The 26,036-nt window shown below is 73.2% G+C and carries 26 protein-coding genes; 11 read left to right on the top strand and 15 right to left on the bottom strand.

The features are described from left to right. Positions 1–81: 81 nt before the first annotated feature. The 5 genes from ABZ404_RS35665 to miaA form a co-directional block, all read right to left on the bottom strand. Entirely contained in the window at positions 82–1,551 is a 1,470-nt protein-coding gene (locus ABZ404_RS35665; RefSeq protein ID WP_358833848.1) for a M1 family metallopeptidase, read from the bottom strand. An 80-nt stretch (positions 1,552–1,631) separates the two neighbouring features. Beyond that, positions 1,632–3,719: an HD domain-containing protein gene (locus ABZ404_RS35660; protein ID WP_358833847.1), complete on the bottom strand. Its 2,088-nt coding sequence runs from the start codon at positions 3,717–3,719 to the stop codon at positions 1,632–1,634. Between the two features lie 140 nt (positions 3,720–3,859). Beyond that, positions 3,860–4,753, bottom strand: a complete 894-nt coding sequence (dapF, locus tag ABZ404_RS35655; RefSeq protein ID WP_358833846.1) for a diaminopimelate epimerase — start codon at positions 4,751–4,753, stop codon at positions 3,860–3,862. A 185-nt stretch (positions 4,754–4,938) separates the two neighbouring features. Continuing rightward, entirely contained in the window at positions 4,939–5,553 is a 615-nt protein-coding gene (locus ABZ404_RS35650; RefSeq protein ID WP_358833845.1) for a hypothetical protein, read from the bottom strand. A gap of 76 nt (positions 5,554–5,629) precedes the next feature. Next, positions 5,630–6,568 (bottom strand): tRNA (adenosine(37)-N6)-dimethylallyltransferase MiaA, encoded by a 939-nt coding sequence (gene miaA, locus ABZ404_RS35645; RefSeq protein ID WP_358833844.1) that lies wholly within the window; start codon positions 6,566–6,568, stop codon positions 5,630–5,632. A gap of 183 nt (positions 6,569–6,751) precedes the next feature. Here miaA and ABZ404_RS35640 point away from each other — a divergent pair, with 183 nt between their 5' ends. Then, complete coding sequence (locus ABZ404_RS35640) at positions 6,752–7,012, top strand: hypothetical protein (protein WP_358833843.1); 261 nt, start codon at positions 6,752–6,754, stop codon at positions 7,010–7,012. A gap of 253 nt (positions 7,013–7,265) precedes the next feature. On the opposite strand, the gene ABZ404_RS35635 is transcribed toward ABZ404_RS35640, so the two are convergent. Both ABZ404_RS35635 and miaB read right to left on the bottom strand, forming a co-directional pair. Next, complete coding sequence (locus ABZ404_RS35635) at positions 7,266–7,985, bottom strand: class III extradiol dioxygenase subunit B-like domain-containing protein (RefSeq protein WP_358991324.1); 720 nt, start codon at positions 7,983–7,985, stop codon at positions 7,266–7,268. 324 nt (positions 7,986–8,309) lie between these two features. Further along, positions 8,310–9,806 (bottom strand): tRNA (N6-isopentenyl adenosine(37)-C2)-methylthiotransferase MiaB, encoded by a 1,497-nt coding sequence (gene miaB / locus ABZ404_RS35630; RefSeq protein WP_358834127.1) that lies wholly within the window; start codon positions 9,804–9,806, stop codon positions 8,310–8,312. A 97-nt stretch (positions 9,807–9,903) separates the two neighbouring features. Between miaB and ABZ404_RS35625 the strand changes: the two genes are divergently transcribed. Next, a complete protein-coding gene (locus ABZ404_RS35625; protein ID WP_358834128.1) occupies positions 9,904–10,899 on the top strand; it encodes a TAXI family TRAP transporter solute-binding subunit in 996 nt (331 codons plus the stop codon). Between the two features lie 35 nt (positions 10,900–10,934). On the opposite strand, the gene ABZ404_RS35620 is transcribed toward ABZ404_RS35625, so the two are convergent. Both ABZ404_RS35620 and ABZ404_RS35615 read right to left on the bottom strand, forming a co-directional pair. Then, positions 10,935–12,335 (bottom strand): HAMP domain-containing sensor histidine kinase, encoded by a 1,401-nt coding sequence (locus ABZ404_RS35620; RefSeq protein ID WP_358834129.1) that lies wholly within the window; start codon positions 12,333–12,335, stop codon positions 10,935–10,937. Between the two features lie 15 nt (positions 12,336–12,350). Next, complete coding sequence (locus tag ABZ404_RS35615) at positions 12,351–13,055, bottom strand: response regulator transcription factor (RefSeq protein WP_358834130.1); 705 nt, start codon at positions 13,053–13,055, stop codon at positions 12,351–12,353. Positions 13,056–13,307: 252 nt separating this feature from the next. On the opposite strand from ABZ404_RS35615, the gene ABZ404_RS35610 reads away from it, so the two are divergent. The 8 genes from ABZ404_RS35610 (at position 13,308) to ABZ404_RS35575 (ending at position 19,740) form a co-directional block, all read left to right on the top strand. After that, positions 13,308–14,093, top strand: a complete 786-nt coding sequence (locus ABZ404_RS35610) for an amino acid ABC transporter ATP-binding protein (protein ID WP_358834131.1) — start codon at positions 13,308–13,310, stop codon at positions 14,091–14,093. A gap of 96 nt (positions 14,094–14,189) precedes the next feature. Next, positions 14,190–15,110, top strand: coding sequence for a glutamate ABC transporter substrate-binding protein (locus ABZ404_RS35605; protein WP_358834132.1), 921 nt, complete (start codon positions 14,190–14,192; stop codon positions 15,108–15,110). Positions 15,111–15,252: 142 nt separating this feature from the next. Next, the gene (locus tag ABZ404_RS35600) at positions 15,253–15,900 is read left to right on the top strand and encodes an amino acid ABC transporter permease (RefSeq protein ID WP_358834133.1); all 648 of its coding nucleotides are present in this window, start codon (positions 15,253–15,255) and stop codon (positions 15,898–15,900) included. Continuing rightward, positions 15,897–16,811 carry an amino acid ABC transporter permease gene (locus tag ABZ404_RS35595; protein ID WP_358834134.1) on the top strand — a complete coding sequence of 305 codons (915 nt, stop codon included), beginning with the start codon at positions 15,897–15,899 and terminating at the stop codon, positions 16,809–16,811. The genes ABZ404_RS35600 and ABZ404_RS35595 overlap by 4 nt, the downstream gene beginning before the upstream one ends. A 143-nt stretch (positions 16,812–16,954) precedes the next feature. After that, complete coding sequence (locus tag ABZ404_RS35590; protein ID WP_358834135.1) at positions 16,955–18,577, top strand: FAD-dependent monooxygenase; 1,623 nt, start codon at positions 16,955–16,957, stop codon at positions 18,575–18,577. After that, complete coding sequence (locus tag ABZ404_RS35585) at positions 18,484–18,696, top strand: putative leader peptide (protein WP_358991321.1); 213 nt, start codon at positions 18,484–18,486, stop codon at positions 18,694–18,696. Before ABZ404_RS35590 ends, ABZ404_RS35585 begins: the two co-directional genes overlap by 94 nt. A 79-nt stretch (positions 18,697–18,775) precedes the next feature. Next, positions 18,776–19,345 (top strand): cysteine dioxygenase, encoded by a 570-nt coding sequence (locus tag ABZ404_RS35580; RefSeq protein WP_358834136.1) that lies wholly within the window; start codon positions 18,776–18,778, stop codon positions 19,343–19,345. After that, positions 19,336–19,740 carry a rhodanese-like domain-containing protein gene (locus tag ABZ404_RS35575; protein ID WP_358834145.1) on the top strand — a complete coding sequence of 135 codons (405 nt, stop codon included), beginning with the start codon at positions 19,336–19,338 and terminating at the stop codon, positions 19,738–19,740. The genes ABZ404_RS35580 and ABZ404_RS35575 overlap by 10 nt, the downstream gene beginning before the upstream one ends. 399 nt (positions 19,741–20,139) lie before the next feature. Here ABZ404_RS35575 and recX read toward each other — a convergent pair whose 3' ends face one another. From recX to ABZ404_RS35555, 4 genes are all read right to left on the bottom strand, one after another. Next, positions 20,140–20,808 carry a recombination regulator RecX gene (gene recX / locus ABZ404_RS35570; protein WP_358834137.1) on the bottom strand — a complete coding sequence of 223 codons (669 nt, stop codon included), beginning with the start codon at positions 20,806–20,808 and terminating at the stop codon, positions 20,140–20,142. A 3-nt stretch (positions 20,809–20,811) separates the two neighbouring features. Further along, positions 20,812–21,933, bottom strand: coding sequence for a recombinase RecA (gene recA / locus ABZ404_RS35565; RefSeq protein WP_358834138.1), 1,122 nt, complete (start codon positions 21,931–21,933; stop codon positions 20,812–20,814). A 240-nt stretch (positions 21,934–22,173) separates the two neighbouring features. Next, on the bottom strand, positions 22,174–23,292 hold the full coding sequence (locus ABZ404_RS35560) for an AI-2E family transporter (protein ID WP_358834146.1): 1,119 nt from the start codon (positions 23,290–23,292) through the stop codon (positions 22,174–22,176). A gap of 292 nt (positions 23,293–23,584) precedes the next feature. Next, positions 23,585–23,779 carry a DUF3046 domain-containing protein gene (locus ABZ404_RS35555; RefSeq protein WP_358834139.1) on the bottom strand — a complete coding sequence of 65 codons (195 nt, stop codon included), beginning with the start codon at positions 23,777–23,779 and terminating at the stop codon, positions 23,585–23,587. 78 nt (positions 23,780–23,857) lie between these two features. On the opposite strand from ABZ404_RS35555, the gene ABZ404_RS35550 reads away from it, so the two are divergent. Next, positions 23,858–24,808 carry a hypothetical protein gene (locus tag ABZ404_RS35550; RefSeq protein ID WP_358834140.1) on the top strand — a complete coding sequence of 317 codons (951 nt, stop codon included), beginning with the start codon at positions 23,858–23,860 and terminating at the stop codon, positions 24,806–24,808. Positions 24,809–24,884: 76 nt separating this feature from the next. Here ABZ404_RS35550 and ABZ404_RS35545 read toward each other — a convergent pair whose 3' ends face one another. Both ABZ404_RS35545 and ABZ404_RS35540 read right to left on the bottom strand, forming a co-directional pair. Next, complete coding sequence (locus tag ABZ404_RS35545) at positions 24,885–25,193, bottom strand: AzlD domain-containing protein (protein ID WP_358834141.1); 309 nt, start codon at positions 25,191–25,193, stop codon at positions 24,885–24,887. Further along, a complete protein-coding gene (locus ABZ404_RS35540) occupies positions 25,190–26,032 on the bottom strand; it encodes an AzlC family ABC transporter permease (RefSeq protein ID WP_358834142.1) in 843 nt (280 codons plus the stop codon). The genes ABZ404_RS35545 and ABZ404_RS35540 overlap by 4 nt, the downstream gene beginning before the upstream one ends. Positions 26,033–26,036 lie beyond the last annotated feature (4 nt).

Here is a 26,036-nt window from a genome sequence, read left to right as displayed (position 1 = left end):
CCGGTCCTGGCGGCGCCGCCGACCCGACGATGGTCGCACGGTGCCGCCCGGGCCGTCATCCGGGTTTCCGGGGGCCGCGGCCTAGGGCCTGGGCGCGGGCACGCGTCCCGTGACCGGCGCGGCGGCGTGCCAGTCCGGGTGCCCGGGCATCGGCGGCGTCTTCGTCCCGTACAGCCACTCCCTCAGGAACGGCCCCAGATCGCGTCCGGTGACCTCGGACGCCAGGCTGACGAAGTCGGCGGTCGTCGCCGTGCCGTCCCGGTGCTCGCCCACCCAGCGCCGCTCCACCTCGCCGAAGCTCCGCACCCCGATCTCCTGCCGCAGCGCGTACAGCACCAGCGCGCCCCCGTCGTAGACGACCGGCCGGAAGATGCTGATCTTCTGTCCTGCGGCCGGGGGCTTGGGAGCCGCGGGCGGCCCGCCGGCGGCGCGCCAGCCGTCGGACTGGCGGTAGGCCTCGCGCATCCGCGTCTCCATCGACCGGTTGCCGTGCTCCTGCGCGTACAGCGCCTCGTACCAGGTGGCGTGCCCCTCGTTGAGCCAGAGGTCGGACCACGCGCGCGGGGAGACGCTGTCGCCGAACCAGTGGTGTGCCAGCTCGTGGACCATCACCGAGTCCACGTACCACTCGGGGAAGCCCGGGCGGACGAACAGCGAGCGTTCGAAGAGCGACAGCGTCTGGGTCTCCAGCTCGAACCCGGTGTCGGCGCCGGCGATGAGGACGCCGTACGTCTCGAAGGGGTACGGCCCGACCTGCTTCTCCATCCAGCTGATCTCGGCGGGCGTCCTGCGCAGCCAGCGTGCCAGGCGCTCGCGGTCGGCGGCCGGGACGACGTCGCGCAGGGGCAGCCCGTGCGGCCCCTCGTGGCGCACCACCGCCGAGCGGCCGATGGAGACCTGGGCGAGCTCGGTCGCCATGGGGTGTTCGGTGCGGTACGTCGAGACGGCGCGGGCGCCCGTCCGCGTCCGGCCGGCCTCCAGGCCGTTGGCGACGACCGTGTACTCCTGGGGCGCGTCCACCCGGATGGTGAACATCGCCTTGTCGGAGGGGTGGTCGTTGCAGGGGAACACGCGGTGCGCGGCGTCGGCCTGGTTGGCCATGACCAGGCCGTCGGTGGTGCGCACCCAGCCGCCGTCGTCGCCCGCGCGCGGGTCGCTGGTGTGCCGGACGGTGATCCGCAGCTCCTCCCCCGGGTACACCGGGCGGGGCGGGGTGATCACCAGGTCCTCGTCGGCACTGGCGAACTCGGCCTGCTCCCCGTTGACGTCGACGCCGCGGACGGTGCCGCGCGCGAAGTCCAGGTTGATGTGCTCCAGCCATCCGGTGACGCGCGCGTCGATGGTGGTCACGGCCTCCAGCGGCTTGCTGTTGTCGCCCTGATAAGTGAATCCGATGTCGTACGCGAGGACGTCGTACCCCGGATTGCCCAGAAGGGGGAAGAGCCGGTCGCCGATCCCGGCCGGGGTGGGCGGGGGCGGGGCGGCGGCCAGGACACAGGCGGCCGCGGCGGCCAGCACAGCGGCACGCACACGGCGTGAGGAGAGCAGCATGCCCTACCGCTACCAGTCCGCCGCGCGATGCCGGGGCCGACGCGCACCGCCTCCACCCGAACGAGCGTCGGCCCGTCGCCTCAGCCCGCCGCGGCCGGGTGCTGCGCGCGGCTCACGTCGTAGACGCCGGGCACGTCGCGCATCACGCGCATGAGACCGGGCAGTTCGGCGGCGTCGGCCAGCTGGAGCGTGTAGGTGTGCCGCACCCGCTGCTCGCTGGGCGGCTCGACGGTCGCGGAGACGATCGCGGCGCCCGCGGTGGCGATCGCCTCGGTGAGGTCGGCGAGCAGCCGCGGCCGGCCGAACGCCTCGGCGACCAGCGTGACCCGGCAGGCGGCGGTGTCGCCCCAGCGCACCCCGACCCTGGCTCGGCCCAGCGTCGTCATCCGGGCCACCGCCGGGCACTCCTCGCGGTGGACGGTCACGGCGCCGCCGCGCACCGCGAAGCCGGTGACCGCGTCCGGCGGCACCGGCGTACAGCACCCCGCGAGCCGTACCGTCGCGCCCGGCAGGTCGGTGACGGCGTTGGCGGCGCTGCGCCGGTCGGTGGTGACGGACATCTGCGGGCGGGGCGCCGCGGCGGGGATCTTGACTCCTTCGGGGTGGGCGGCGAGCCAGCCGGTGATGGCGATCCGCGCGGCCGGGGTCCTGGCGTGGTCGAGCCAGTCCGGGGAGGGCCCGGAGGCGGCGTCCTGGGCGAGGAGCAGCTGCACGGTGTCACCGTCGCTCAGGACCGTGCTCAGCGTCGCCAGACGGCCGTTGACGCGCGCGCCGATGCAGCCGTGGGCGTCCTCGCCGTACTGGGCGTAGGCGGCGTCCACACAGCTCGCTCCGGCCGGCAGGGGGAGGGTGCGGCCGTCGGAGCCGAAGACGGTGATCTCGCGGTCCTGTGCGAGCTCCTCGCGCAGGGAGGACCAGAAGGTGTCGGGGTCCGGCGCGTTCTGCTGCCAGTCCAGGAGGCGGGAGAGCCAGCCGGGGCGGGTGGGGTCCTCGCGCTCGTCGGCCGCCGGGTCGGCGCCGTCGCCGGGCCCGCCGCCCGCGTACGGGTTGCCCAGCGCGATGACGCCGGCCTCGGCCACCTTGTGCATCTGGTGGGTGCGGATGAGGACCTCGGCGACCGCGCCGTCGGTGCTCGCGACCGCCGTGTGCAGCGACTGGTACAGGTTGAACTTGGGCGCGGCGATGAAGTCCTTGAACTCGGAGATCACCGGGGTGAAGCAGGTGTGCAGCTCGCCGAGGACCGCGTAGCAGTCGGCGTCCTCGGCGACCAGGACGAGCAGTCGTCCCAGGTCGGTGCCGCGCAGCTCCCCGCGTTTGAGGTGGACGCGGTGGACGGAGACGAAGTGCCGTGGCCTGATCATGACTTCGGCGCTGATGCCCGCCTCGCGCAGGACGGCCCGGACGCCGTCCGCGATGGTGGTCAGCGGGTCCTCGGTGCCCGAGTTGGCCGCGATCAGCGCGCGGGTGTGCTCGTACTCCTCGGGGTGGAGGATGGCGAAAACCAGATCCTCCAGTTCGGTCTTGAGGGCCTGCACCCCGAGCCGTTCGGCCAGCGGGATCAGCACGTCGCGGGTGACCTTCGCGATCCTCGCCTGCTTCTCCGGGCGCATCACGCCCAGGGTGCGCATGTTGTGCAGCCGGTCCGCGAGTTTGATCGACATCACACGGACGTCGTTGCCGGTGGCGACGAGCATCTTGCGGAACGTCTCGGGCTCGGCCGCAGCTCCGTAGTCGACCTTCTCCAGCTTGGTGACGCCGTCGACCAGATAGGTGACCTCCTCGCCGAACTCCGCCCGCACCTGATCGAGGGTCACCTCGGTGTCCTCGACGGTGTCGTGGAGCAGGGACGCGGTCAACGTGGTGGTCTCGGCGCCGAGTTCGGCGAGGATCAGGGTGACGGCCAGCGGATGCGTGATGTACGGCTCGCCGCTCTTGCGGAACTGGCCGCGGTGGGACGTTTCCGCCAGGACGTACGCGCGGCGCAGCACCGCGAGGTCGGCGTCGGGATGGTGGGCGCGGTGCGCCTCGGCGACGTGCCCGATGGCGTCGGGCAGCCGGTCGCGGGAGGCGGGGCCCAGCAGGGCGGCCCGGCCCAGCCTGCGGAGGTCGATCCTGGGGAGGCCGCGTCGGCGACTCTGCGCGTCAGGATTCGTGGCCTCTGCACTCATGGGGGCACCTCCGGCAGCATCGACCGGCGGTGGAAAGGCAGGCGTGCCCTCCGGGCCGGTGCTTGATGCTACCGACCCCACCACGTGGCGCAGTCCGGCTCTCGCTCAGCGTGAACCGGATCACCCATTCGAGCGAAGGTTCAGGCCACAGCCGTTTCAACCGGCGTGAGGAGCGCCGGGTCGATCACACCTTCCGCGACGATCACGGCCGGCCCGGTCATCTCGACCTCGCCGTCGGGCAGCTCCGTGATGATCAAGGTCCCGCCGGGCAGGTCCACCCGGTACGTCACGGGGGCGCCGGTGACGGCGGGGTCGGCGCCGTCCCTGCGCGCAGTCGCCACGGCCACCGCGCACGCGCCCGTGCCGCACGAGCGGGTCTCGCCGGAGCCGCGCTCGTACACCCGCATCGCCACGTGGCCGGGCCCCCGGTCGACGACGAACTCGATGTTCACGCCCTCGGGGTAGACGGCGGCCGGGCTGTACGCCGGCACCGAGCGCAGCTCGCCCGCGTGGGAGAGGTCCTCGACGAAGGCGACCGCGTGCGGGTTGCCCATGTTCACGTTGCGGGCGGGCCAGCTGCGGCCGTCCACCTCCACGGTGACGCCCTCCCCGGGCAGCCGCGCGCGGCCCATGGAGACCGTGATGTCACCGCCCTTGGCGAGATGGACCTTCTTGACCCCGCCCCGGGTGGCGACGGAGAGGTCACCCTCCTCGACGAGCCCGGCGCGCTGGAGGTACCCGGCGAAGACCCGCACGCCGTTGCCGCACATCTCCGCGATCGAGCCGTCCGCGTTGCGGTAGTCCATGAACCACTCGGCCTCGTCCGCCATGGCCCTCGCCTCGGGGTGGGCGGCGCTGCGCACGACGTGGAGCAGCCCGTCGCCGCCGATGCCGGCCCGGCGGTCGCACAGGCGCGCGACGGTGGCGGCGGGCAGCTCGACCGCGTTGTCCGGGTCCGGGAGGATCACGAAGTCGTTCTCGGTCCCGTGGCCCTTGAGGAAGGTGAGAGGCGAGGTGGTGTTCACGCCGCCCATCGTACGGGGGCCCTCCGACAACGGGCCGGGCGCCGGGGGAGACGGGACCGGGCCCGGGCGGGGGGCGCGGCGGCGGCCTCGGGGGCAGTGAGGCCCGGCCGGCGGGTCGGGGGGCGGCGGCCTCCGGAGCGGCAGACCCCGGGAGCGGCAGCCCCCGAGCGGCAGACCTCAGAAGCCGTGGCGCTTCAGCGCAGCCGGGCGACGCGCCAGACCGCCAGCGCCACCGCCACGGCCAGACCCGCCACGTACAGCCCGATGACGCGCCAGTCGGGGCGCCCGCCGGAGCCGCGCGCGGGCAGTCCCGGCCAGGTGTAGCCGACCCTGCGGGCGGCCATCAGGCCCCAGCCGGCGGCGCAGCAGCTGATCAGGAGGCCGAGCATGGCCACGACCGGGCCGCCGTCGCCGAACTCGAAGGCGAGCGGGAAGGCGAACATCAGCGAGCCCATGGCGGCGAGCGTCACGATCGGGGCGAGCTGCCAGATCCGCAGCCTGCGCTGCGGACGGATCTCGACCTCGACCTCGCCGCCCTCGGCGAGCACGCCCTCGTCCTGCGGCCCGTCGGGGGTGAGCCCGACGGCTCCCGGGACGGTCGGGCCCAGGGCGCCGACGCTCAGCTCCGCGGGGCTCGGCTCCGGGGCGTCGCCGTGGGCGGGCTCCCGTCCGGCGTCGCTCACGTCCGGCCCTTCCGACACTGCCGTCACTTCCGAAGGACCCGGTCGCGCGGACTCGTCCCGCGTCCCGTGCTCTCTGTCGCGAGGGCCGGCCTCCATCGCCACGCGCCCTCCCCACTCGGACTCCACTGGTCGATCGAGGTCGATGATGGCACGCGCGCGGGTGCCTCGATGACCGGCGGTGCGTCCCGATGCCATCACGTGATCAGGCTGTGACCGCTCGTTCGACCAACGTCAGCGCCTGCCCCGGGAGTTCCCCGCGGTGCTCGGCGGCGCCGCTGAGCCAGTGCACGCGCGGGTCCCTGCGGAACCAGGAGTCCTGGCGGCGCGCGAAGCGCTTGGTGGCGCGGACCGTCTCGGCGCGCGCCTCCTCCTCGGTGCACTCCCCCGCGAGCGCCGTGAGCACCTGCTGGTAGCCCAGCGCGCGCGAGGCGGTGCGTCCCTCCCGCAGCCCCTGGGCCTCCAGCGTGCGCACCTCGTCCACCAGGCCCGCCTCCCACATCCGGTCGACCCGGAGGGTGATCCGCTCGTCGAGCTCGGGGCGGCCCACGTCGACCCCGATCTGCACGGTGTCGTACACCGAGTCGTGGCCCGGCAGGTTGGCCGTGAACGGTTTGCCGGTGATCTCGATGACCTCCAGGGCCCGCACGATCCTGCGGCCGTTGCTGGGCAGGATCGCGCGCGCCGCCTCGGGGTCGGCCTCGGCCAGGAGCCGGTGCAGCGCCCCCGGCCCGTCCTGCTCCAGCTCGCGCTCCAACCGCGCCCGCACCTCGGGGTCGGTGCCGGGGAAGTCGAGCACGTCGATCGCGCCGCGCACATAGAGGCCGGAGCCGCCCACGAGGACGGGGGTGCGGCCCTCGGCGAGCAGCCGGTCGATCTCGGCGCGGGCGAGCCGCTGGTACTCGGCGACACTGGCGGGCTCGGTCACGTCCCAGATGTCCAGGAGGTGGTGGGGCACGCCGCCGCGCTCCGGCGGCGTCAGCTTGGCGGTGCCGATGTCCATCCCCCGGTAGAGCTGCATCGAGTCGGCGTTGACGACTTCGCCGCCGAGCTGCTGGGCCAGGAAGACACCCAGATCGGACTTTCCGGCCGCTGTCGGACCGACGACGGCGATGACCCGCGGTGCGGGAGCTGCAGTTCTCACGGTCACAGTCTCGCAAACCTCGGCGGCCGTCCCCGAACGAGCTACGTGACGGGGCGCATCCGGGTTCGTTGCCTGTTGCGAGGTTCCGACCGCCGGTCTGCCGAACCGGTGCCCCCGGCCGCCGCAATGAGGCGCTCCGGATGGGGTGGGATTTCGCCCACACGAGTACGCTATGGAGTTGATATGGGCGTTTTTTCGAGGTTTCGCCGTAAGGCGGCAGAGGCGTCGACCGAGGAGGCCGGGTCCGCCACCCTGACGGCCGAGGCCGAGGCCGTCGAGGCCGGGCCCGAGGCCGCCGCTTCCACGGAGGAGCCCGAGCCCGCCGCGGAGGCCGCGCCCACGGAGGCCGCCGAACCGGCCGCCGCCGAGGGCATGGAGATCCCCAAGCAGCAGTCGGCGGAGGAGGCTGCGGACAACGAGGCGGGCGAGAGCGCCCGGAAGTAGCGCGGTGTACGAGGACGGCGGCGGCACCCCGCCCCCGTCGGCCTGATCACCTCGGGGACGGCCGTGGAGCACTCGCGCTCCGCGGCCGTCCCCGTGTGCGCCGCCGGGGCCGCGCCCTGGCCGGGGCCCGCGTCGTGCCGCTCGCCGCTCTGGTCACGGCCGTCCCCGTGTGGCCCCCTGCACAAGGCCGCGCGCCGCCCTGACGCGCGCGCCCGCCTCGTGCCGCCGCCGTCCCGGTGTCCCCGACGCGCCCTCAGGACCAGACGGCCACGAAGTACCCCACGCCGTACGGCGCGTCCTCGTACAGCAGGCGGCCCTCCAGGCCCGCTCCCTCGGCGGCGCCCGCGAGCACCTGCCAGGGCGCCCGGCCCGCCGCCTTCAGCTCGTACGCCAGCTCCGCGTCCAGCTCCAGCAGCGCGCGCGTGTCGGCGGCGCCCAGCGCGTTCGCCACCCCCTCGTCGAAGGCCGCGGCACGCTCGTCGAGGTAGCCGGGGGCCTTCAGGGTGCGGCAGGCGCTGCCGTCGCCCATCACCAACAGGGCGACGCGGTCGGCCCGGGCGGGCAGGCCCCGGCCCACGTCGGCGCAGCGCGCGGCCTCCAAGGGCTCACCGACCCCGAGTCCCTCGACCGGGGCGTCCGACCAGCCGGCGCGTTCCAGCAGCCACGCGCCGACGGCGAGGGAGGGCGGCAGCTCGCGGGCGGTGCCGTCCGGCTCGCCCGGCGCCGGGCCGAGGGTCACGCGCAGGTCCACGCCGAAGGGCGCGAAGGACCCGGGCGCGCCCTGGGGGTGCGGGCCGCGGGCCGCCTGCTCGGCGGGGCCGACCACGACGAGGAGGTCGGGCCGGGAGGCGGCCAGCAGGCCCACGGCGTCCGCGCAGGCGTCCCGCGCGGCGTCGAGTTCGGGCGCGGCGCCGGAGGCGACCGCGGGCACCAGCAGCGGCGGACAGGGGCAGACGGCGGCGGCTACGAGCATGATCCGCAGCGTAGTGGGTGCGTCCGGCCGCGGCCCCGCACGGGCGCCGCGAACCGGCCACACGCGCGGACGGACCGAGGGATGGCCCGCCGCGCCCGCCGGAGCGACTGGGCGACGATGAACCGGCCCCGAGCGCGGCGGACCGCCCGTCCCCGAAAGCCCGTCCACGCGCGCGTGGGCGGACCGAGGCCCGCGACCTCGCCGCCTAGGCCGCCCGCAGTCCTTCCACGCGCGCCTGCGGGGACCTCCCGCGTGCGTGGAGGGACCGCCCGCCTCCGGCCCCGGCCGGAGACGAACGCCGCCCCACACGCGCGTGGAGACGCGTCAGACGACGCTGCACCCGCCCGTCGCGGCCGGCAGCGGCTCGGGGACGCCGATCTTCGGCAGGCCGAGCAGCACCCCGGCGGGCTGGGCCGGGGCCGCGTTGCGCTTCTCCCAGGCGTCGCCCGCGCGGGTGCGGCGCACCGCGGTGGTGGGGCCCTCCGCCAGCAGGTGGTGCGGGGCCGCGTAGGTGATCTCCACGGTCACCACGTCGCCGGGCCGCACGTCCTGCTCCGGCTTGGTGAAGTGCACCAGGCGGTTGTCGGGGGCGCGCCCGGACAGGCGGTGGGTGCTGCCGTCCTTGCGGCCCTCGCCCTCGGCGACCATGACCTCCAGGGTGCGGCCGACCTGCTTCTTGTTCTCCTCCCAGGAGATCTCCTCCTGGAGGGCGACCAGGCGCTCGTAGCGCGCCTGCACGACCTCCTTGGGGATCTGCCCCTCCATGGTCGCCGCGGGGGTGCCGGGGCGCTTGGAGTACTGGAAGGTGAAGGCGTTCGCGAAGCGGGCCTCGCGGACCGCGTGCATGGTCTGCTCGAAGTCCTCCTCGGTCTCGCCGGGGAAGCCCACGATGATGTCGGTGGAGATGGCCGCGTGCGGGATGGCGGCGCGGACCTTCTCGATGATCCCGAGGAAGCGCTCCTGGCGGTACGAGCGGCGCATCGCCTTCAGGATGGTGTCCGAGCCGGACTGGAGCGGCATGTGCAGCTGCGGCATCACGTTCGGCGTCTCGGCCATCGCGGCGATGACGTCGTCGGTGAAGTCGCGCGGGTGGGGCGAGGTGAAGCGGACCCGCTCCAGGCCCTCGATCCTCCCGCAGGCGCGCAGCAGCTTGGAGAAGGCCTCGCGGTCGCCGATGTCCGAGCCGTACGCGTTGACGTTCTGGCCGAGCAGGGTGATCTCGGAGACGCCCTCGGCGACCAGCGCCTCGACCTCGGCGAGGATGTCACCGGGCCGGCGGTCCTTCTCCTTGCCGCGCAGCGCGGGGACGATGCAGAAGGTGCAGGTGTTGTTGCAGCCCACGGAGATGGAGACCCACGCCGCGTAGGCGGACTCGCGCCGGGTGGGCAGGGTCGAGGGGAACGCCTCCAGCGACTCGGCGATCTCGACCTGCGCCTCTTCCTGGACGCGGGCGCGCTCGAGCAGCACCGGCAGCTTGCCGATGTTGTGCGTGCCGAACACGACGTCCACCCAGGGGGCCCGCGCGACGATGGTGTCGCGGTCCTTCTGGGCCAGACAGCCGCCGACGGCGATCTGCATCCCGGGCCGCTTCGTCTTCATCGGGGCGAGGCGGCCGAGATTGCCGTACAGCTTGTTGTCGGCGTTCTCGCGCACCGCGCAGGTGTTGAAGACGACGACGTCCGCGTCTCCGTCGCTGCCCTCGGGCGCGCGTACGTACCCCGCGCCCTCCAGGAGGCCGGACAGCCGCTCGGAGTCGTGCACGTTCATCTGGCACCCGTAGGTGCGCACCTCGTACGTTTTCAAACCCTCTACCTCGCTCATCTCGTACACCAGGGTACGAGGTCGCACCGACAGGCCGTCCCGCCTTCCCCGACCCCGGGCCTGGCCATCACGGGGAGTGAGCTGGCAGGATCGCGCCATGCTCCAGGCCCTCCCCCGTGTCAGCCGCCGCCGTGCCCTCCAGGGGGCGGTCGCGGCCCTGGTCGCGTTCGGGCTGCTGCTGTGGTGGCTGCTCTCGGTGGGGGGCTCGCCGCCCTCGGGGACGATCACGTTCAGTACCGGTGTGCGGACCGGGGTCTACCAGCGGTACGGCGAGCTGCTGGAGCGGGCGCTCGCCGACGACCTGCCCGAGGTGGACGTCCGGCTCCAGACCAGCGAGGGCTCGCAGCAGAACCTCAAGCGGGTGGCCACCGGCCAGGCGGACTTCACCATCGCGACCGCCGACGCGGTGGCCAAGTACCTCCGCGACGGCTCCACGGGCGCCGGCCGGCTGCGCGGCTGCGCCCGGCTCTACGACGACTACGTCCAGCTCGTGGTGGACCGCGACTCCCCGGTGCGCACCACGGCCGACCTGCGTTCCAAGCGCGTCGGCATAGGGCAGCCCGGGTCGGGGGTGCGGCTGCTCGCGGAGCGGCTGATGACCGCCGCCAAGCTGGATCCGGCGCATGACATCACCCCGGTGTCGGCGGGCATCGACACCATGCCGGAGCTGCTGCGGGCCGGGAAGATCGACGCGTTCTTCTGGTCGGGCGGCCTGCCCACCACCGCGGTGCTGCGGCTGTCCCAGCAGGACCAGATCCGTCTCGTCCCGCTGGGCGACCTGGTCCCCGCGCTGCACGCCGCGGACGGCCTCACCGGCTTCTACCGGGCGGCGACCATGCCCGCCGACGCCTATCCGCAGGCGCAGCGGGGCGCCGCCGTGCCGACGATCGCCGTGGCGAACCTGCTGGTCACCACGGACCGTACGGACCCGGGCCTGACCGAGGAGTTCACCCACACGGTGATCCGCAGCCGGGACGCCATCGGGCGCGAGGTGCACGCCGCGCAGCTGGTGGACCTGCGCACCGCGATCTACACCGAACCGCTGCCGCTGCACGACGGCGCCCGGCGCTACTACCTGTCGACCAAGCCCTGAACCGGGCCGCGGGCCCGGACCGCCCCCACAGGCTCTCAGCCCGTCGGTGAGGTGCGCGGCACCCTGAGCGTCACCCGCAGGCCGTGCGGGGCGTGGTGGGCGTACGTGATGGTGCCGCCGCCCGCCGCCAGCAGGGTCCGCGAGATGGACAGGCCCAGGCCCGAGCCCTTGACGTTCTGGTGCCGGCCCGCGCGCCAGAAGCGGTCCCCGACCCGGCTCAGTTCGTCGTCGGTCAGACCGGGTCCGCGGTCGGTCACGGTGATCTTCGAGTGGTCCCCGTCGGCGGCGACGGAGACCGTGACCTCCTCACCCGCGGGGGTGAACTTCAGCGCGTTGTCGATGACGGCGTCCAGGGCGCTGGAGAGCGCCACCGGGTCCGCCCAGGCGGTGACGGCGGCCCGCCGCTCGGTGAGCCGCACGCCCTTGTCCTCGGCGAGCGGACGCCAGGCCGCCACCCGCTCGCCCGCCAGCGCGCCGATGTCGGTGAGCCGCAGGTCCGCCTCGGCGTGCTCGGCCAGGGCCAGGCCCAGCAGGTCGTCGAGGACCTGGGCCAGGCGCTTGCCCTCGGCGCGCACCGAGGCGATCTCCTCGTTCCCCTCGGGCAGTTCGAGGGCGAGGAGCTCGATGCGCAGCAGCAGCGCGGAGAGCGGGTTGCGCAACTGGTGGGAGGCGTCGGCGACGAAGGCGCGCTGCTGGTCCAGCACGTCCTCGACGTTGTCGGCCATCTCGTTGAACGAACGGGCCAGCCTCCGCAGTTCCGGGGGACCGCCGGCGACCGCGACCCGCGACTTCATGCGCCCGGTCGCGATGTCGTGGGTGGCCGCGTCCAGGACGCGTACGGGCCGCAGCACCCAGCTGGTGAGCCGGAAGGCCGCGCCGACCGCGAGCAGCATCGCCGCCACCTCGCCGGCCGCGATCAGCAGCCAGCCGCGCAGCACCGCCGAACGCATGTGTCCCGTGGGCGAGTCGGTGACCACCACGGCGATCACGTCGCCCTCGCGCACCACCGGGGAGGCCACCACGAGCCGTCCGAGCTGCCACGGCCACACCTGGGGCGGATCGTGGCTCCTGCGGCCCGCCAGCGCCTCCTGGAAGGCGTCTTGGCCCTTGCCCTCGTCCGGCACGCCCCAGCCCTCGGGGGCGCTCGCCATGGCGGCGCCGTTGCGGAAGAAGACGCCCGCGCGGATCCCGTACAGCTCGTGGTAGCGGGCCAGTTCCTTCTCCAGGGTGGCCAGGCGCTCCCTGCTGCTGGTGTCCTTGTCGTCGACGGCGGTGACGAACTGGGCGAGCGCGGCGAAGCGCGCGGTGTCGTCGATCCGGTCGACGACGACCTTCTGCTGCTGGGCGGAGGCCACGCTGATCGCGAGCGGGAAGCCCAGCGCCACCAGGACGAGGGCGAGCAGGAAGATCAGCAGCGGCAGGAGTCGCGTACGCACCTGGGGTGTCGGGCCTTACAGCGCGGCCGGGGCGACGAGCCGGTATCCGACGCCGCGCACGGTCTCGATCAGGGCGGGCATCCGCAGCTTGGAGCGGAGCGAGGCGACGTGTACTTCCAGGGTGCGCCCGGTGCCCTCCCAACTGGTCCGCCACACCTCGCTGATGATCTGCTCGCGCCGGAAGACCACTCCGGGCCGCTGGGCGAGCAGCGCGAGGAGATCGAACTCCTTGCGGGTGAGCTGGACGCTCTCGCCGTCGACGCTGACGCGCCGGGTGGGCAGTTCGATCTCCACGGGCCCCAGCCGCAGGGCGACCGCCGGGACGGCCCCGCTGTCCTCGCCCGCGGTGGTGCGGCGGCTGACGGCGTGGATGCGCGCCAGCAGCTCGCCGGTGTCGTAGGGCTTGACCACGTAGTCGTCGGCGCCGAGGTTGAGGCCGTGGATGCGCGAGCGCACGTCCGCGCGCGCGGTGACCATGATCACCGGCGTGGCGGTGCGCTTGCGGATCTTCCCGCAGACCTCGTAGCCGTCCTGGTCGGGCAGCCCGAGGTCGAGCAGCACGACGGCGAAGGGCTCCTTGGGGGCGCGGTCGTCGGGCAGCAGCGCCCGCAGCGCCTCCTCGCCGTTGCGCGCGTGCACGACGGCGAAGCCGTGCCTGGCGAGCACGGCGGACAGGGCCGCGGCGACGTGGTCGTCGTCCTCGACGAGCAGCAGTCTCATCGTCCCCCTTCCGTAGTCGTCGCCAGGCATGTACTCCCGCATCCACGCCCATGCCGCGGGTGTGCGTCAAGGGGGCACCCACCGGAGCGCGGTATCCGTTACGGAGCCGGTATTGCGCGGCGCGCCCCCTTCACGGAGAGTGCCACCCCGCTACCGGATCGTGATGCTCAATTCTCGCTCAGATGTAATGACGCTGGTCGTAGCGGCGCACTACGTTCCTCCCCAACCGAGGAAGAGCGGAGCTGGAAGCCGATGAGCGGAGTATCAGTGACCAAGGACGTCCAGGACGCGGCACCCGCGTCGGGCGACCTGGTCGTGCTGAGCGGCGTCAACAAGCACTTCGGCGCGCTGCACGTGCTCCAGGACATCGACCTGACGATCGCGCGCGGCGAGGTCGTGGTCGTGATCGGACCGTCGGGGTCCGGGAAGTCCACGCTGTGCCGCACGATCAACCGCCTGGAGACCATCGACTCCGGGTCGATCACCATCGACGGGAAGCCGCTGCCCCAGGAGGGCCGCGAACTGGCCCGGCTCCGCGCCGACGTCGGCATGGTCTTCCAGTCGTTCAACCTCTTCGCGCACAAGACCGTGCTCGAGAACGTCATGCTGGGCCAGACCAAGGTCCGCGGCACGGACAAGAAGCAGGCCGAGGAGAAGGGCCGCGCCCTGCTCGACCGGGTCGGCGTGGGCACCCAGGCCGACAAGTACCCGGCGCAGCTGTCCGGCGGACAGCAGCAACGTGTCGCCATCGCGCGCGCGTTGGCGATGGACCCGAAGGTCATGCTCTTCGACGAGCCCACCTCCGCGCTCGACCCGGAGATGATCAACGAGGTCCTGGAGGTCATGCAGCAGCTGGCGCGCGACGGCATGACGATGGTCGTCGTCACCCACGAGATGGGCTTCGCCCGCTCCGCCGCCAACCGCGTCGTCTTCATGGCCGACGGCAGGATCGTCGAAGAGGCCGTGCCCGAGCAGTTCTTCAGCAACCCGCGCAGCGACCGGGCCAAGGACTTCCTGTCGAAGATCCTTCACCACTGAGGCTGCCGAGGACCCGGAGCGGCCGCACGCGCCGCTCCTCCCCGACGGGCCGACGGCCCCCATCTGAGCGATTCAAGCGATACGAGGGATGTTCACATGAAGCTCCGCCAGTCCGCCGCCTTCGCGGCGATCGCCGTGCTCGCGCTGACCGCGACCGCCTGTGGCGGCAAGTCGGGTTCCGCGGGCGACAAGCAGGCCGCCAAGCCCGGCCAGTCGGGCGCCCCGCAGCTGCCCACGTACACCGTCGCCAAGGACGTCGCCCTCGACTCCCCGACGTTCAAGTCCGCCAAGGCCCGCGGCAAGCTGATCATCGGCGCCAAGGCAGACCAGCCCTACCTGGGCTTCCAGGACCAGGCGACCAACGAGCGCTCCGGCTTCGACATCGAGCTCGCCAAGATGATCGCCGCCGACCTGGGCTTCGGCAAGGACCAGATCGAGTGGAAGACCGTCGACTCCGGCGTCCGTGAGACGGCCATCTCCAAGGGCCAGGTCGACTACTACGTGGGCACCTACACGATCAACGACAAGCGCAAGAAGCTCGTCGGCTTCGCGGGCCCGTACTACAAGGCCGGCGCCGACCTGCTGGTCCGCAAGGACGAGACGGCGATCACCGACAAGAGCACGGTCAAGGGCAAGAAGGTCTGCTCGATCGTCGGCTCCACGCCGCTCCAGGAGATCAAGAAGCCCGAGTACGGCGCCAAGGTCGTCGAGCTGGCCAAGTACTCGGACTGCGTCCAGCAGCTGCTGACCAAGCAGGTCGACGCGGTGACCACCGACGACTCGATCCTCAAGGGCTACGCCGCCGCCAACTCCGGCAAGCTCAAGGTCGCCGGCCACCCCTTCACGCAGGAGCCGTACGGCGTCGGCATGAACAAGGACGACAAGGCGCTGCGCGACTTCGTCAACGACGCGATCGAGAAGCACGTCAAGGACGGCACCTACAAGAAGATCTACGAGGCGACGCTCGGCCTGTCCGGCGCCGGCTACGTCGAGCCGCCGGCCGTCCAGCGCTACTGATCCGGTGCCACCCGTCCGGGTGACACCGAGTCGGCGCGGTTGACCGCGCCGCCGCCGACCCCGCCGGCCGAGCCGCCCTCCACGCGCGCGTGGAGGGCGCTCCCGGCCCTGCCCGCCAGCCGCCCGCCGACGCGGAGACCTCATGAACGTACTGCTCGACAACTTCTCGGAATTCCGTGACGGCTTCATAGGAACCGTGGAGATCACCGCCGTCAGTTCGGTCATCGCCCTGGTCCTCGGGCTGCTGCTGGCCGGATTCCGGGTCTCGCCGGTGCCGCCGCTGCGCTTCTTCGGCACCGCCTGGGTGACGCTGCTGCGCAACACCCCGCTGACCCTGCTCTTCCTCGTCTTCTTCTTCGTCGTCCCGGAGATCTTCTTCCCCGGGATGAGCCCCTTCCTGCTGGGCTCGCTCGCCCTCGGCTTCTACACCGCCTCCTTCGTCTGCGAGACGGTCAGGTCCGGCATCAACACCGTCCCGCTGGGCCAGGCCGAGGCCGCGCGCTCGATCGGGATGTCGTTCACCCAGACCCTCCGCCTGATCGTGCTGCCGCAGGCCACCCGGACCGTGATCCCGCCGCTGAGCTCGATCTTCATCGCCCTCACCAAGAACTCGGCGATCGCCGGCGCCTTCAGCGTCACCGAGCTCTTCGGCTGGCAGAAGCTGATGAGCGACCAGGGCTACGACATCGTCCCCGTCTTCGTCTGGGTCGCCCTGGGCTACCTGGTCGTCACCTTCTTCATCAGCGGCGTCTTCCGTCTGCTGGAGAGCCGTATGGAGGTCGCCCGATGAGCGCCAGCGTTCTCTACGACGCCCCGGGCCCCAAGGCCGTCGTACGCAACCGGATCTACGCCGTCCTCGGCTCGCTCGCCATCCTCGCGCTGCTCGCCCTGAGCATCGTGCGGCTGTCGGACAAGGGCCATCTCGCCCCCGAGATGTGGGACATCTTCAACTACTCGGGCATCCGGCAGAACATCGCCGACGGCGTCGTCGCCACCCTGAAGGCCTTCGGCCTCGCGGCGGTCGGCTCGCTGGTCCTCGGCGTACTGCTCGCGGTCGCGCGCCTCTCCGACCACAAGCCGGTCCGCTGGGCCGCGACCGGCTTCGTCGAGCTGTTCCGGTCGATCCCGCTCCTGATCACCATCTACGCCGTCTGGGTCGGTTTCCTCACCGACTACTCGATGTGGGCGCTGGCGCTCGGCCTGTCGATCTACAACGGCTGCGTCCAGGCCGAGGTGCTGCGCGCGGGCGTCAACTCCGTACCCCGGGGCCAGCGCGAGGCGGCGTACGCGCTCGGTATGAGCAAGACCCAGGTCATGACCAGCGTGCTCATGCCGCAGGCGGTCCGGGCGATGCTGCCGACGATCATCAGCCAGCTGGTGGTGACCCTGAAGGACACCTCGCTCGGCTTCATCATCCTGTACCCCGAGCTGCTCCAGACGGCCCGTCTGATCGCGAGCAACACGCAGGTCAACGGCCAGTACCCGTACGTGTCGACGATCGTCGTCATCGGCGTCATCTACGTGGCGATGTGCCTGGCCCTCTCCGGGCTCGCCACCTGGATCGAGCGGCGCGGCCGGCGTGCCAAGACCGGCATCCCGGTGGCCGGGGCGGCCGCGCCGCTGGCCGCCGCCGATCCGGTCGGCGCGGTCGCGGGAACCGGCGACGAAGCACCCGACCGGCGCGACGATACGACAATCTGACGATGTATGAGGCAGTGGCGCTCGCGTCACTGCCTCCGTCACTTGACGCAAGCACCCGCAGTGGGTTGCATACGTTCTGTGATCGTGCACCGGGTCCTCAGCGCCACCTGCCAGTCGTCCCGCCGGGCCCAGGGAGCCACGCCGTGGACCCGGTGATCGTCGTCGGCGCCGGTCCGGTCGGACTCGCGCTCGCCCTCTCCCTCGCCGCCCAGAAGGTCCCCTCCGTCGTCCTGGACGAGCAGACGGGCGGGGAGGAGCCCCGCCCGGTCCGTACGGCCGTCCTGCGGCCCGACACGGCCGCCTTCGTGGAACGGCTGGGCTGCGCCGCGGTACGCGACGAGGGGGCCCGCTGGACGGGCTGGCGGGGCATGCGGCGCGCCACCCTGCAACGCCAGGTCTCCTTCGGCGACGACCCCGAGGGCCCCGACGGCCCCGACGGCGGCCCCTCCCCGGTCCATCTGCCCCAGCACGCCCTCACCCGCGCCCTGCGGGACGCGGCGGCCGTCTCCCGGCTCGTCCGGCTGGCGCCCGCGGGCCGTCTGGACGCCCTGGAGCAGGACGACGACGGCGTCGCCGCCCACACCAATGGCCCGGAAGCCACCTGGTGGCGCGGCAGCTACCTGGTGGGCTGCGACGGCGCGCGCTCCACCGTGCGCAAGCTCCTCGACGTCCGCTTCGCCGGGCGTACGGCGGTGGAGCGCCAGGCCGTCGTGGCCCTGCGCACCGAACTCCCCTGGCCCGGCGAGGCGGTGCTGCACCGGCTGCCCCCGTGGCGCTCGGCGGGCGAGGAGGTCACCGCCCGACCGCTGCCGGAGGGGGCCTGGCGCGTCGACTGGCTGCTGCCCGACCGCTCCGAACTGGTCACCCCGGACGCGCTGATGGGCCGGCTGCGCGACACCCTGGCCGGGTGGTGCGGCACGACTCCCCCGTACGAGCTGCTGGACACCGGTGTGTACACGCTGCACCACCGTCTCGCCCGGCGCTGGCGGGTGCGGCGCGCGTTCCTCGCCGGGGACGCCGCCCATCTGCTGGGCGCCGTGGGCATCCAGGGCCTCGACGAGGGGCTGCGGGACGTCTCCAACCTGGCCTGGAAGCTGGCGCAGGCCTGGCACCACGGTGCCTCCGAAGTACTGCTCGACAGCTACCAGACGGAGCGGCGCGCGAGTGTCGCCGCCCGGCTGCGCGCCGCCGACCAGGCGATGCAGGTGCTGCGCGGCGGCGGAGGGTTGCGCGCGTACCTCCCGGGCGCCGCGCGCGGCCACGACACGCTCCTCGCCGACGGCCACTTGGGGCGCGGCCCGCTCGGCGCGCCCCCCTCCTACCCGCACTCCCCCCTCGCACCCCCACCCGCCGAGGCGCACACACCGGTCGGCACGGAGGTGGGCGCGCCCGTCGACGACGTCCCGGTCACGGCGCCGGACGGGTCGGTGGTGGCCCTGCGGGACCGCCTCGGCCGGGGCCGGCTCCTGGTGGTGCTGGTGGCGCCCGGTACCGGTGTCTGGGACCGGCGGCACTGGCTGACCGCCGGGGTGATGCCGCGTCTGACGGCCGCGGTCAACACCCTGCCCGCCGAGGCCGAGTTGCTGGTGGCCGAGGCGTACCCGGGAGCCGCGGCCCACACGGTACTGCTCGTACGCCCCGACGGGCATCTGGTCGCGGCGTTCGGCGGGGTGTGGCCGGGCGAGCTGTACACGGCCGCCGACGCGGTGCGCGGCGGGGCCGTCGTCCACGCGCGCGCGGAGGACCGCACCGCGGACATCAATTGACCCGTCCAGGCGCACATGGTGTACTCCGGAACGTGACCGACACCGATGTGCGCCTGTGGCGGAGGGTCCATATGGACCTCGTCCGCTATGCGGGCTGCGTGTGTCGTCCGTCCCGCTGATTCGCTCCCCGCACCTCGCGCCGCCGGGCCGCTGTCCGGCGTACGCGCGCACCCGCGAACTCCCCCAGGACGGCACCCCATGTCACCTTCCGCACACCCCTCCACGCCCGGCCCCCGTGTCTCCGCGCCCGGTACCACCGCCTCCGCCTCGTCGGCCGCGCCGAACGAGGCGGACCTGCTCGACTTCGTCCGCCGCACCGCCGCCGACGCCTCGCTCGTCTCCTCCCTGCCGCTCGACCCGCAGGGCAGGACCTGGATCCGGCTGGAGGGGCCCGGCGGGAGCGAGGCCTGGCTGATCGGCTGGCCGCCCGGCACCGGCACCGGCTGGCACGACCACGGCGGCTCCCACGGCGCGTTCGCCACGGCCGCCGGAACGCTCAGGGAGGACTCCCTGGCGGCCAGGCTTCCGGCGGAGGGGTGGAAGACGCTGGAACTCGCCGCGGACCTCGACCGTTCACGCAGCGTGGAGGCCGGGGAGGGGCGGGCTTTCGGCCCCCACCATGTGCACGAGGTCAGGAACGAGTCGACGACCCGGCACACGATCTCGGTCCACGCCTACTATCCGCCGCTGCCCCTGATCCGGCGCTTCAGCCGTACGGGCGCGGTGCTGCGGCTGGAGCACGTCGAGCGTCCGGAGGACTGGCAGTGAGCGAACACCCGGTGGGGATCGACGCGTTGCTGGAGCGCGTCCGCGAGGGCCTGGACCGGGTGGGGCCGCGGGAGGCGCACGACGCCGCGCTTGCGGGCGAGGCGCTCCTGGTCGACATCCGGTACGCGGCGCTGAGGGAGCGCGACGGTCTGGTCCCGGGGGCGCTGGTGGTCGAGCGCAACGAGCTGGAGTGGCGGCTGGACCCGCTGGGCAGCCATCGCGCCCCGGAGGCCACGAGCCATGACCTGCGGATCGTGGTGATCTGCAACGAGGGCTACGCCTCGTCCCTCGCGGCCGCCTCCCTGCACGAGCTGGGGCTGCACCGGGCGACGGACCTGGCGGGCGGATTCCAGGCGTGGCGCGCGGAGGGGCTGCCGGTGACGGCGCCCGCGTGAGGACCGCTGCCGGTCGACGGGTGAACGCCTACGACCGGCAGCCCGGCACCCTCCACCCGGCCGGCACGCCCCACCGACGCGACCGTCCGGAACGTCTGCTCCGCACGCCCTGTCCGTACGCCCCGGCTACCCGGAGGCCGCCACCATCGGGCTCGACGACGCCGTCCCCGAGACCGACGTGGCGTCCCTGCGCCGCTGGACGACCGCCGGAACATCTGATCCGCATGCCGCGTCCGTGCGTCCCCGGGCCCCCGGCTACACGGAAGCCGTCACCATCGAGATCGGCGCCGTCCCCGAGACCGACGTGGCGTCCCTGCGCCGCTGGACGGCCGCCGGAACATCTGGTCCGCACGCCCCCGCCCGTACGCCCCGCCCGATCCGGCCTGTCCGTTCGCCCTGTCAGAACGTCTCGTACAGGTCGTCCGCCGTTTCGCCCTCGGCCTCCAGGGCCTGGCGGACGACCCGCAGGGCCATGCCCTCGGGGTAGCCCTTGCGGGCCAGCATCCCGGCGAGGCGGCGGATGCGGCGGTCGCGGTCCAGGCCGCGGGTGGAGCGGAGCCTGCGGGCCACCAGCTCCCGCGCGGTCTCCTCCTCCTGGTCGGAGTCGAGCTGTCCGACGGCCTCGTCGACGACCGCCGAGTCCACGCCCTTGGTGCGCAGCTCCCGGGCGAGCGCCCGGCGGGCCAGGCCGCGCCCGTGGTGGCGGGACTCGACCCAGGCGTCCGCGAACGCCGCGTCGTTGATCAGCCCCACCTCCTCGAAGCGGGAGAGGACCTCCTCGGCGACCTCGTCGGGGATCTCGCGCTTCTTGAGGGCGTCGGCCAGTTGCTTACGGGTCCGGGGGATCCCGGTGAGCAGGCGCAGGCAGATCGCCCGCGCCCGCTCGGCCGGGTCCTGCGGCGCCGGGTCCCTCTCGGCCCCCGGCGAACCGGCGCCGTCGCCGTCGCCGTCGCCGAATCCTTCCGGGCCGGCCCGTCGGGAGCCGACCCGCTTCGCGCCCGGCCGCGCGGACCGGGCCCTTTCGGGGCCCGGTCCGTCCGGCTCGGCCCATTCGGTCCTGCGTGTCATGGTCTAGCTCTTGGCAGCGGTGGCCTTGGCCGTCTTGGCCTTGGTGGCCGGGGCGGGCACGGATGCCGCCTCCGCCTCCGGGGCCGCACCGGCCGCGTCCGCGCCGGACTCGGCCTTCGGCTCCTCCGGCCGGACGCCGACGCCCAGCTTCTCCTTGATCTTCTTCTCGATCTCGTTGGCGAGGTCGGGGTTGTCCTTCAGGAAGTTGCGGGCGTTCTCCTTGCCCTGACCGAGCTGGTCGCCCTCGTACGTGTACCAGGCGCCGGCCTTGCGGACGAAGCCGTGCTCGACGCCCATGTCGATCAGGCCGCCCTCACGGCTGATGCCCTGGCCGTAGAGGATGTCGAACTCGGCCTGCTTGAAGGGGGGCGCGACCTTGTTCTTGACGACCTTGACCCGGGTGCGGTTGCCGACCGCGTCGGTGCCGTCCTTCAGGGTCTCGATACGGCGGATGTCGAGGCGCACCGAGGCGTAGAACTTCAGGGCGCGGCCACCGGTGGTGGTCTCCGGCGAGCCGAACATCACACCGATCTTCTCGCGGAGCTGGTTGATGAAGATCGCGGTGGTCTTGGACTGGTTCAGCGCGCTGGTGATCTTCCGGAGCGCCTGGCTCATCAGCCGGGCCTGGAGACCCACGTGGGAGTCGCCCATCTCGCCCTCGATCTCCGCGCGCGGCACCAGGGCCGCGACGGAGTCGATGACGATCAGGTCGAGCGCGCCCGAGCGCACCAGCATGTCGACGATCTCCAGAGCCTGCTCGCCGTTGTCCGGCTGGGACAGGATCAGGTTGTCGATGTCGACGCCGAGCTTCTTCGCGTACTCGGGGTCCAGGGCGTGCTCGGCGTCCACGAAGGCCACCTGGCCGCCGGCCTTCTGCGCGTTGGCCACCGCGTGCAGGGTCAGGGTCGTCTTACCGGAGGACTCCGGGCCGTAGACCTCCACCACGCGGCCGCGCGGGAGGCCGCCCACGCCGAGCGCCACGTCGAGCGCGGTCGACCCGGTGGGGATGACCTCGATGGGCTCATTCGGCCGCTCGCCCAGGCGCATCACCGCGCCCTTGCCGAATTGCCGTTCAATCTGTGCGAGCGCGGCGTCGAGCGCCTTCTCGCGGTCGGTTCCTGCCATGGGTTCCACCCGGTTTGCTTGAGTCGATCGCTTCACGTCAAAGACGCTAACCCCTGCCACTGACAATGGGCCCCGGAGTCCCTCCCGCCTGTGGATAACCCCCACCGGAAACCCGGCGGAACCCAAGTGAACCCAGGGCCGCGCCTTCCATATGAATGGATGTTCGATTTTGGTGTCAAGCGCACCACGCGGGCCCCGCCCGGGCGTCGCGGTGACGCCCCGGCGGGGGCGGGCGGGCGGCTACTCCGCCCGGTCCCGGCGCAGCGCCCGCCGGACGCGCACCAGGGCGGAGTCCCCGACCCTCTCGCGCCGGCCGTGGACGCGCGGGTCGTCCATCACGTCGTACCGCTTCACATAGGCGCCGAGGAACGCCTGGAGCGTCGCCACCGCGGGGATCGCGATCAGCGCGCCGACCGCCCCCATCAGGGCGGTACCCGCGATGACCGAGCCGAAGGCGACCGCCGGGTGGATGTCGACCGTCTTGGCGGTGAGCTTGGGCTGGAGCATGTAGTTCTCGAACTGCTGGTAGATCACCACGAAGCCGAGCACCCACACCGCGTACCAGGGGTCGACGGTGAAGGCGATCAGCATGGGCAGCGCGCCCGCCAGGTACGTGCCGATGGTGGGGATGAACTGGGAGACCAGACCCACCCAGACCGCGAGCACCGGGGCGTACGGCACGCCCAGGATCTGCAGCAGGACGTAGTGCGCGACTCCGGAGATGAGCGCCATCAGACCGCGCGAGTACAGGTAGCCGCCGGTCTTGTCGACGGCGAGCTCCCAGGCGCGCAGCACCTCGGCCTGGCGGGAGGGCGGCAGCATGGAGCAGACCGTGCGCCGCAGCCGGGGCCCGTCGGCCGCGAAGTAGAACGAGAAGAGGAAGATCGTCAGCAGCCGGAAGAGGCCGCCCAGCACGGTGGCCGAGACGTCGAGCACACCGCTGGCGCTGTTCTGCACGTACTTCTGGAGCCAGTCCGAGTGCAGCAGGCTGTCCTGGACCTCGACCCGGGAGAGGTCGGTGTGGAAGTTCTGGTTGACCCAGCTGATCACGGAGTCGAGGTACTTGGGGAAGTGCTCGACCATGTCGACGATCTGGCCCGCCAGCATCGAGCCGAGCAGCACGATGAACCCGGCCGTCACGAGGAAGACCGCGAAGAAGACGATGAAGGTGGCGAGGCCGCGGCGCATCCCGCGCGCCGACATCCGCCCCACGGCCGGTTCCACCGCGAGGGCGAGGAAGAACGAGATCAGCACATTGATGAGCAGCCCGATGAGCTGGTGGAACGCCCAGTTGCCGAGCTGGAAGCAGGCGTAGAGGGCGAGCGCGAGCACCATGGCGCGCGGCAGCCACCGGGGCATGCGCACGGCGCCGCCGGTCCCGGGCACGGGCGGCGGCGGCCCGGCGGTCCCGCCGCCCGGCGCCGCGCCGGGGGCGGCCGGGCCGTCGCCCGCGCCCCCGGCCTCGGGCGGGCGCCCGTCGCCCGCGGAACGCGGCTCGGACGCGGAACCGGCCGCTGCTTCCCCGGCTCCGCGGTCGTTCCCGGCCGGCCGGTCGGCCCGGTGGTCTGTCTGGGTGTCGCTCTCGTCAGTGGGTGCCACACGGCCAGTCTCGCCCATGGCCCGGACAGCGCGGGCCGTCAGCCCCGGATCGTCACCGCCTGTGTGCGGGCACGTCCATGGCGGCGCACACGGCCCGCCAGACGTCCCTGGTCTCCCAGCCCGCGTCGAGCGCCTCGTGCACGGTGCGATGGCCGAGCTCGGCGATCACGTGGTCGCGCGCGAAGGAGTCGGCGTAGGCGGCGCCGAAGTGCTCGGCCATCCGCTCCCAGAAAATCGTCAACCGCATGCCACCAGTATCCCGCCCTGAGAGTGCAGCCGAGGCCGTCCGGCTCGACCGCGGCGCCGGGCGCCCTACGGTCGGACCATGGCCGGATCCGGAACATCACCCGCGACTGTCCGCACGTCCCGCGCGCCCCGCACACCGCTCGCCCGAGCCGAGCACTTCGTGTGGCTGACGGCCCGCGTGCTGGAGCAGCGGCGGTTCGCGCACCACTTCCTCGGCGGCGGCGCCGACCCCGTGGAGACCGCACTCGCCGCCTACCAGAACGACGACGGGGGCTACGGGCACGCGCTGGAGCCCGATCTGCGCGGCCCCGTCAGCCAGCCGCTGCACACCGCGCACGCGCTGCGCGTCCTGGACTCCGTCGCCCGTGTGAGCGGCCGGGGGACGGAACGGGTCTGCGGCTATCTGACGGCGGTCTCCACGCGGGACGGCGCCCTGCCCGCGCTGCACCCGTCGGCGCGCGGCTACCCCGTCGCGCCGTTCGTGCGGATCGTCGACGACCCGCCCAGCGAGCTGCTGGCCACCGGCCCGGTGGTCGGGCTGCTCCACCGCAACCAGGTGTGGCACGCCTGGCTCTTCCGGGCCACGGACTACTGCTGGGCGGCCGTCGACGCCCTGGAGAAGTCGCATCCGTACGAGATCGAGGCGGCGGTCGCCTTCCTGGACGGGGTGCCGGACCGGGCGCGGGCCGAGGCGGCGGCCGACCGGCTCGGGCGTCTGGTGCGCGAGCAGCGGCTCGCGGTGCTCGATCCGGACCGGCTCGAAGACTTCCCGGTCGCCCCCGGATACGCCCCGGCCGAGCACCACTTCCCGCACGACTACGCGCGCGTACCGGAATCCCTGGCCCGGCGCTGGTTCACGGACGAGGAGATGGCGCGCTCGCTCGACCACCTCGCGGCCGAGCAGCGGGAGGACGGCGGCTGGCCGATCCACTGGCGCGAGTGGGCGCCGGGCACCGCTCTGGAGTGGCGGCCGATCGTGACGATCGAGGCGCTGCGGACCCTGCGCGCGCACGGCCGCGCGATCGACTGAGGCAGGGCGTCCGGACATCCGTCCGCGCCCGGTACGGGACGGGCGGATGTCCCGCGTACGGACCCGCGGGGCGCCCTTAGCCGCCCAGGGCGCGCACCGCGGCCGTCACCAGGACGGCGGCGGCGACGATCACCAGGAAGGGCGCGCGCAGCATCAGGGCCACGGCTGCCGCCGCGAGACCCGCGCCCCTGGCGTCGAGGACCAGGGCGTGCCCGCTGCTGAAGGTCTGCTGGGCGGTGAGGGCGGCCAGCAGGGCGACCGGGAGCAGCGCGGCGAGCCGTCGCACCAGGGGCCGCTCCAGCGCCCCGGCGGGGACCAGGAGGCCGAGGAGCTTGACGAGGTAGCAGCTGACGGCGGTGGCGGCGATGGCGAGCCAGATGTTCAACGCCCCGCTCCCTTCGTGGAGTTCCCGTCGGCCGAGGCGGAGTCCGGGGCGGTCCCGCGGCTCTTCGAGGCGTCCGCGCGCCCCTTCAGGAGGAGGACGACGGGTGCCGCGAGCGCGGCCACCAGGACCGGCGCCCCGGCGGGCAGCACCGGCAGGAAGCCGAGGGCCAGCAGGACCGCGAGCCCGGCGGTGACGCGTTCCGTGGCGGTGGTGAGCATCGGGGCGAGCAGCGCGAGGAAGACGGCGGGGCTCGCCGCGTCCAGGCCCCACGCGTCCGTGTCGCCGATCGCCTCGGCGCCCATCGCCCCGGCCAGGGTCGTCAGGTTCCACAGGACGTAGAGCGTGAGGCCGGTGACGGTGAACCCGATCCGCGCGGCCCGCCGGGTGGGCTGGGCGAGGGTCACGGCGGTCGTCTCGTCGATGACCCACTGGGCGGCGAAGGGCCGCACCGCGCGCGGGAGTGCGAGCAGCTGCGACAGCCGCAGCCCGTAGAAGGCGTTGCGTACGCCCAGGAAGAAGGCGCCGGCCGCCGCCGTGAAGGGGTTGCCGCCCGCCGCGAGCGCCCCCACCAGGGCGAACTGCGAAGCGCCGGTGAAGACGAGCAGGCTGAGCGCGCACGTCTGTAGGAGGGTGAGCCCGGAGCCCGCCGAGGTCACGCCGAAGGCGAAGCCGGAGAGCCCGACGGCGATGCCGACGCCGAGGGCGTCCCTGACCACGGCGGAGTCGGGCTTGTGCTCGCCCGCGACGGCGGGGTCCGGCCGTGCGCCCCCGCCGGGGGAGCTCGGGGGACCCGCGTCCTCGGGGCGTATGTCCGGGAGTGCTGACTGTTCTGCTGCCACGCCC

The organism is Streptomyces sp. NPDC005878, from assembly GCF_040629815.1.
Classification (GTDB): Bacteria; Actinomycetota; Actinomycetes; order Streptomycetales; family Streptomycetaceae; genus Streptomyces.
This window is presented reverse-complemented; position numbering and strand designations above follow the sequence as displayed.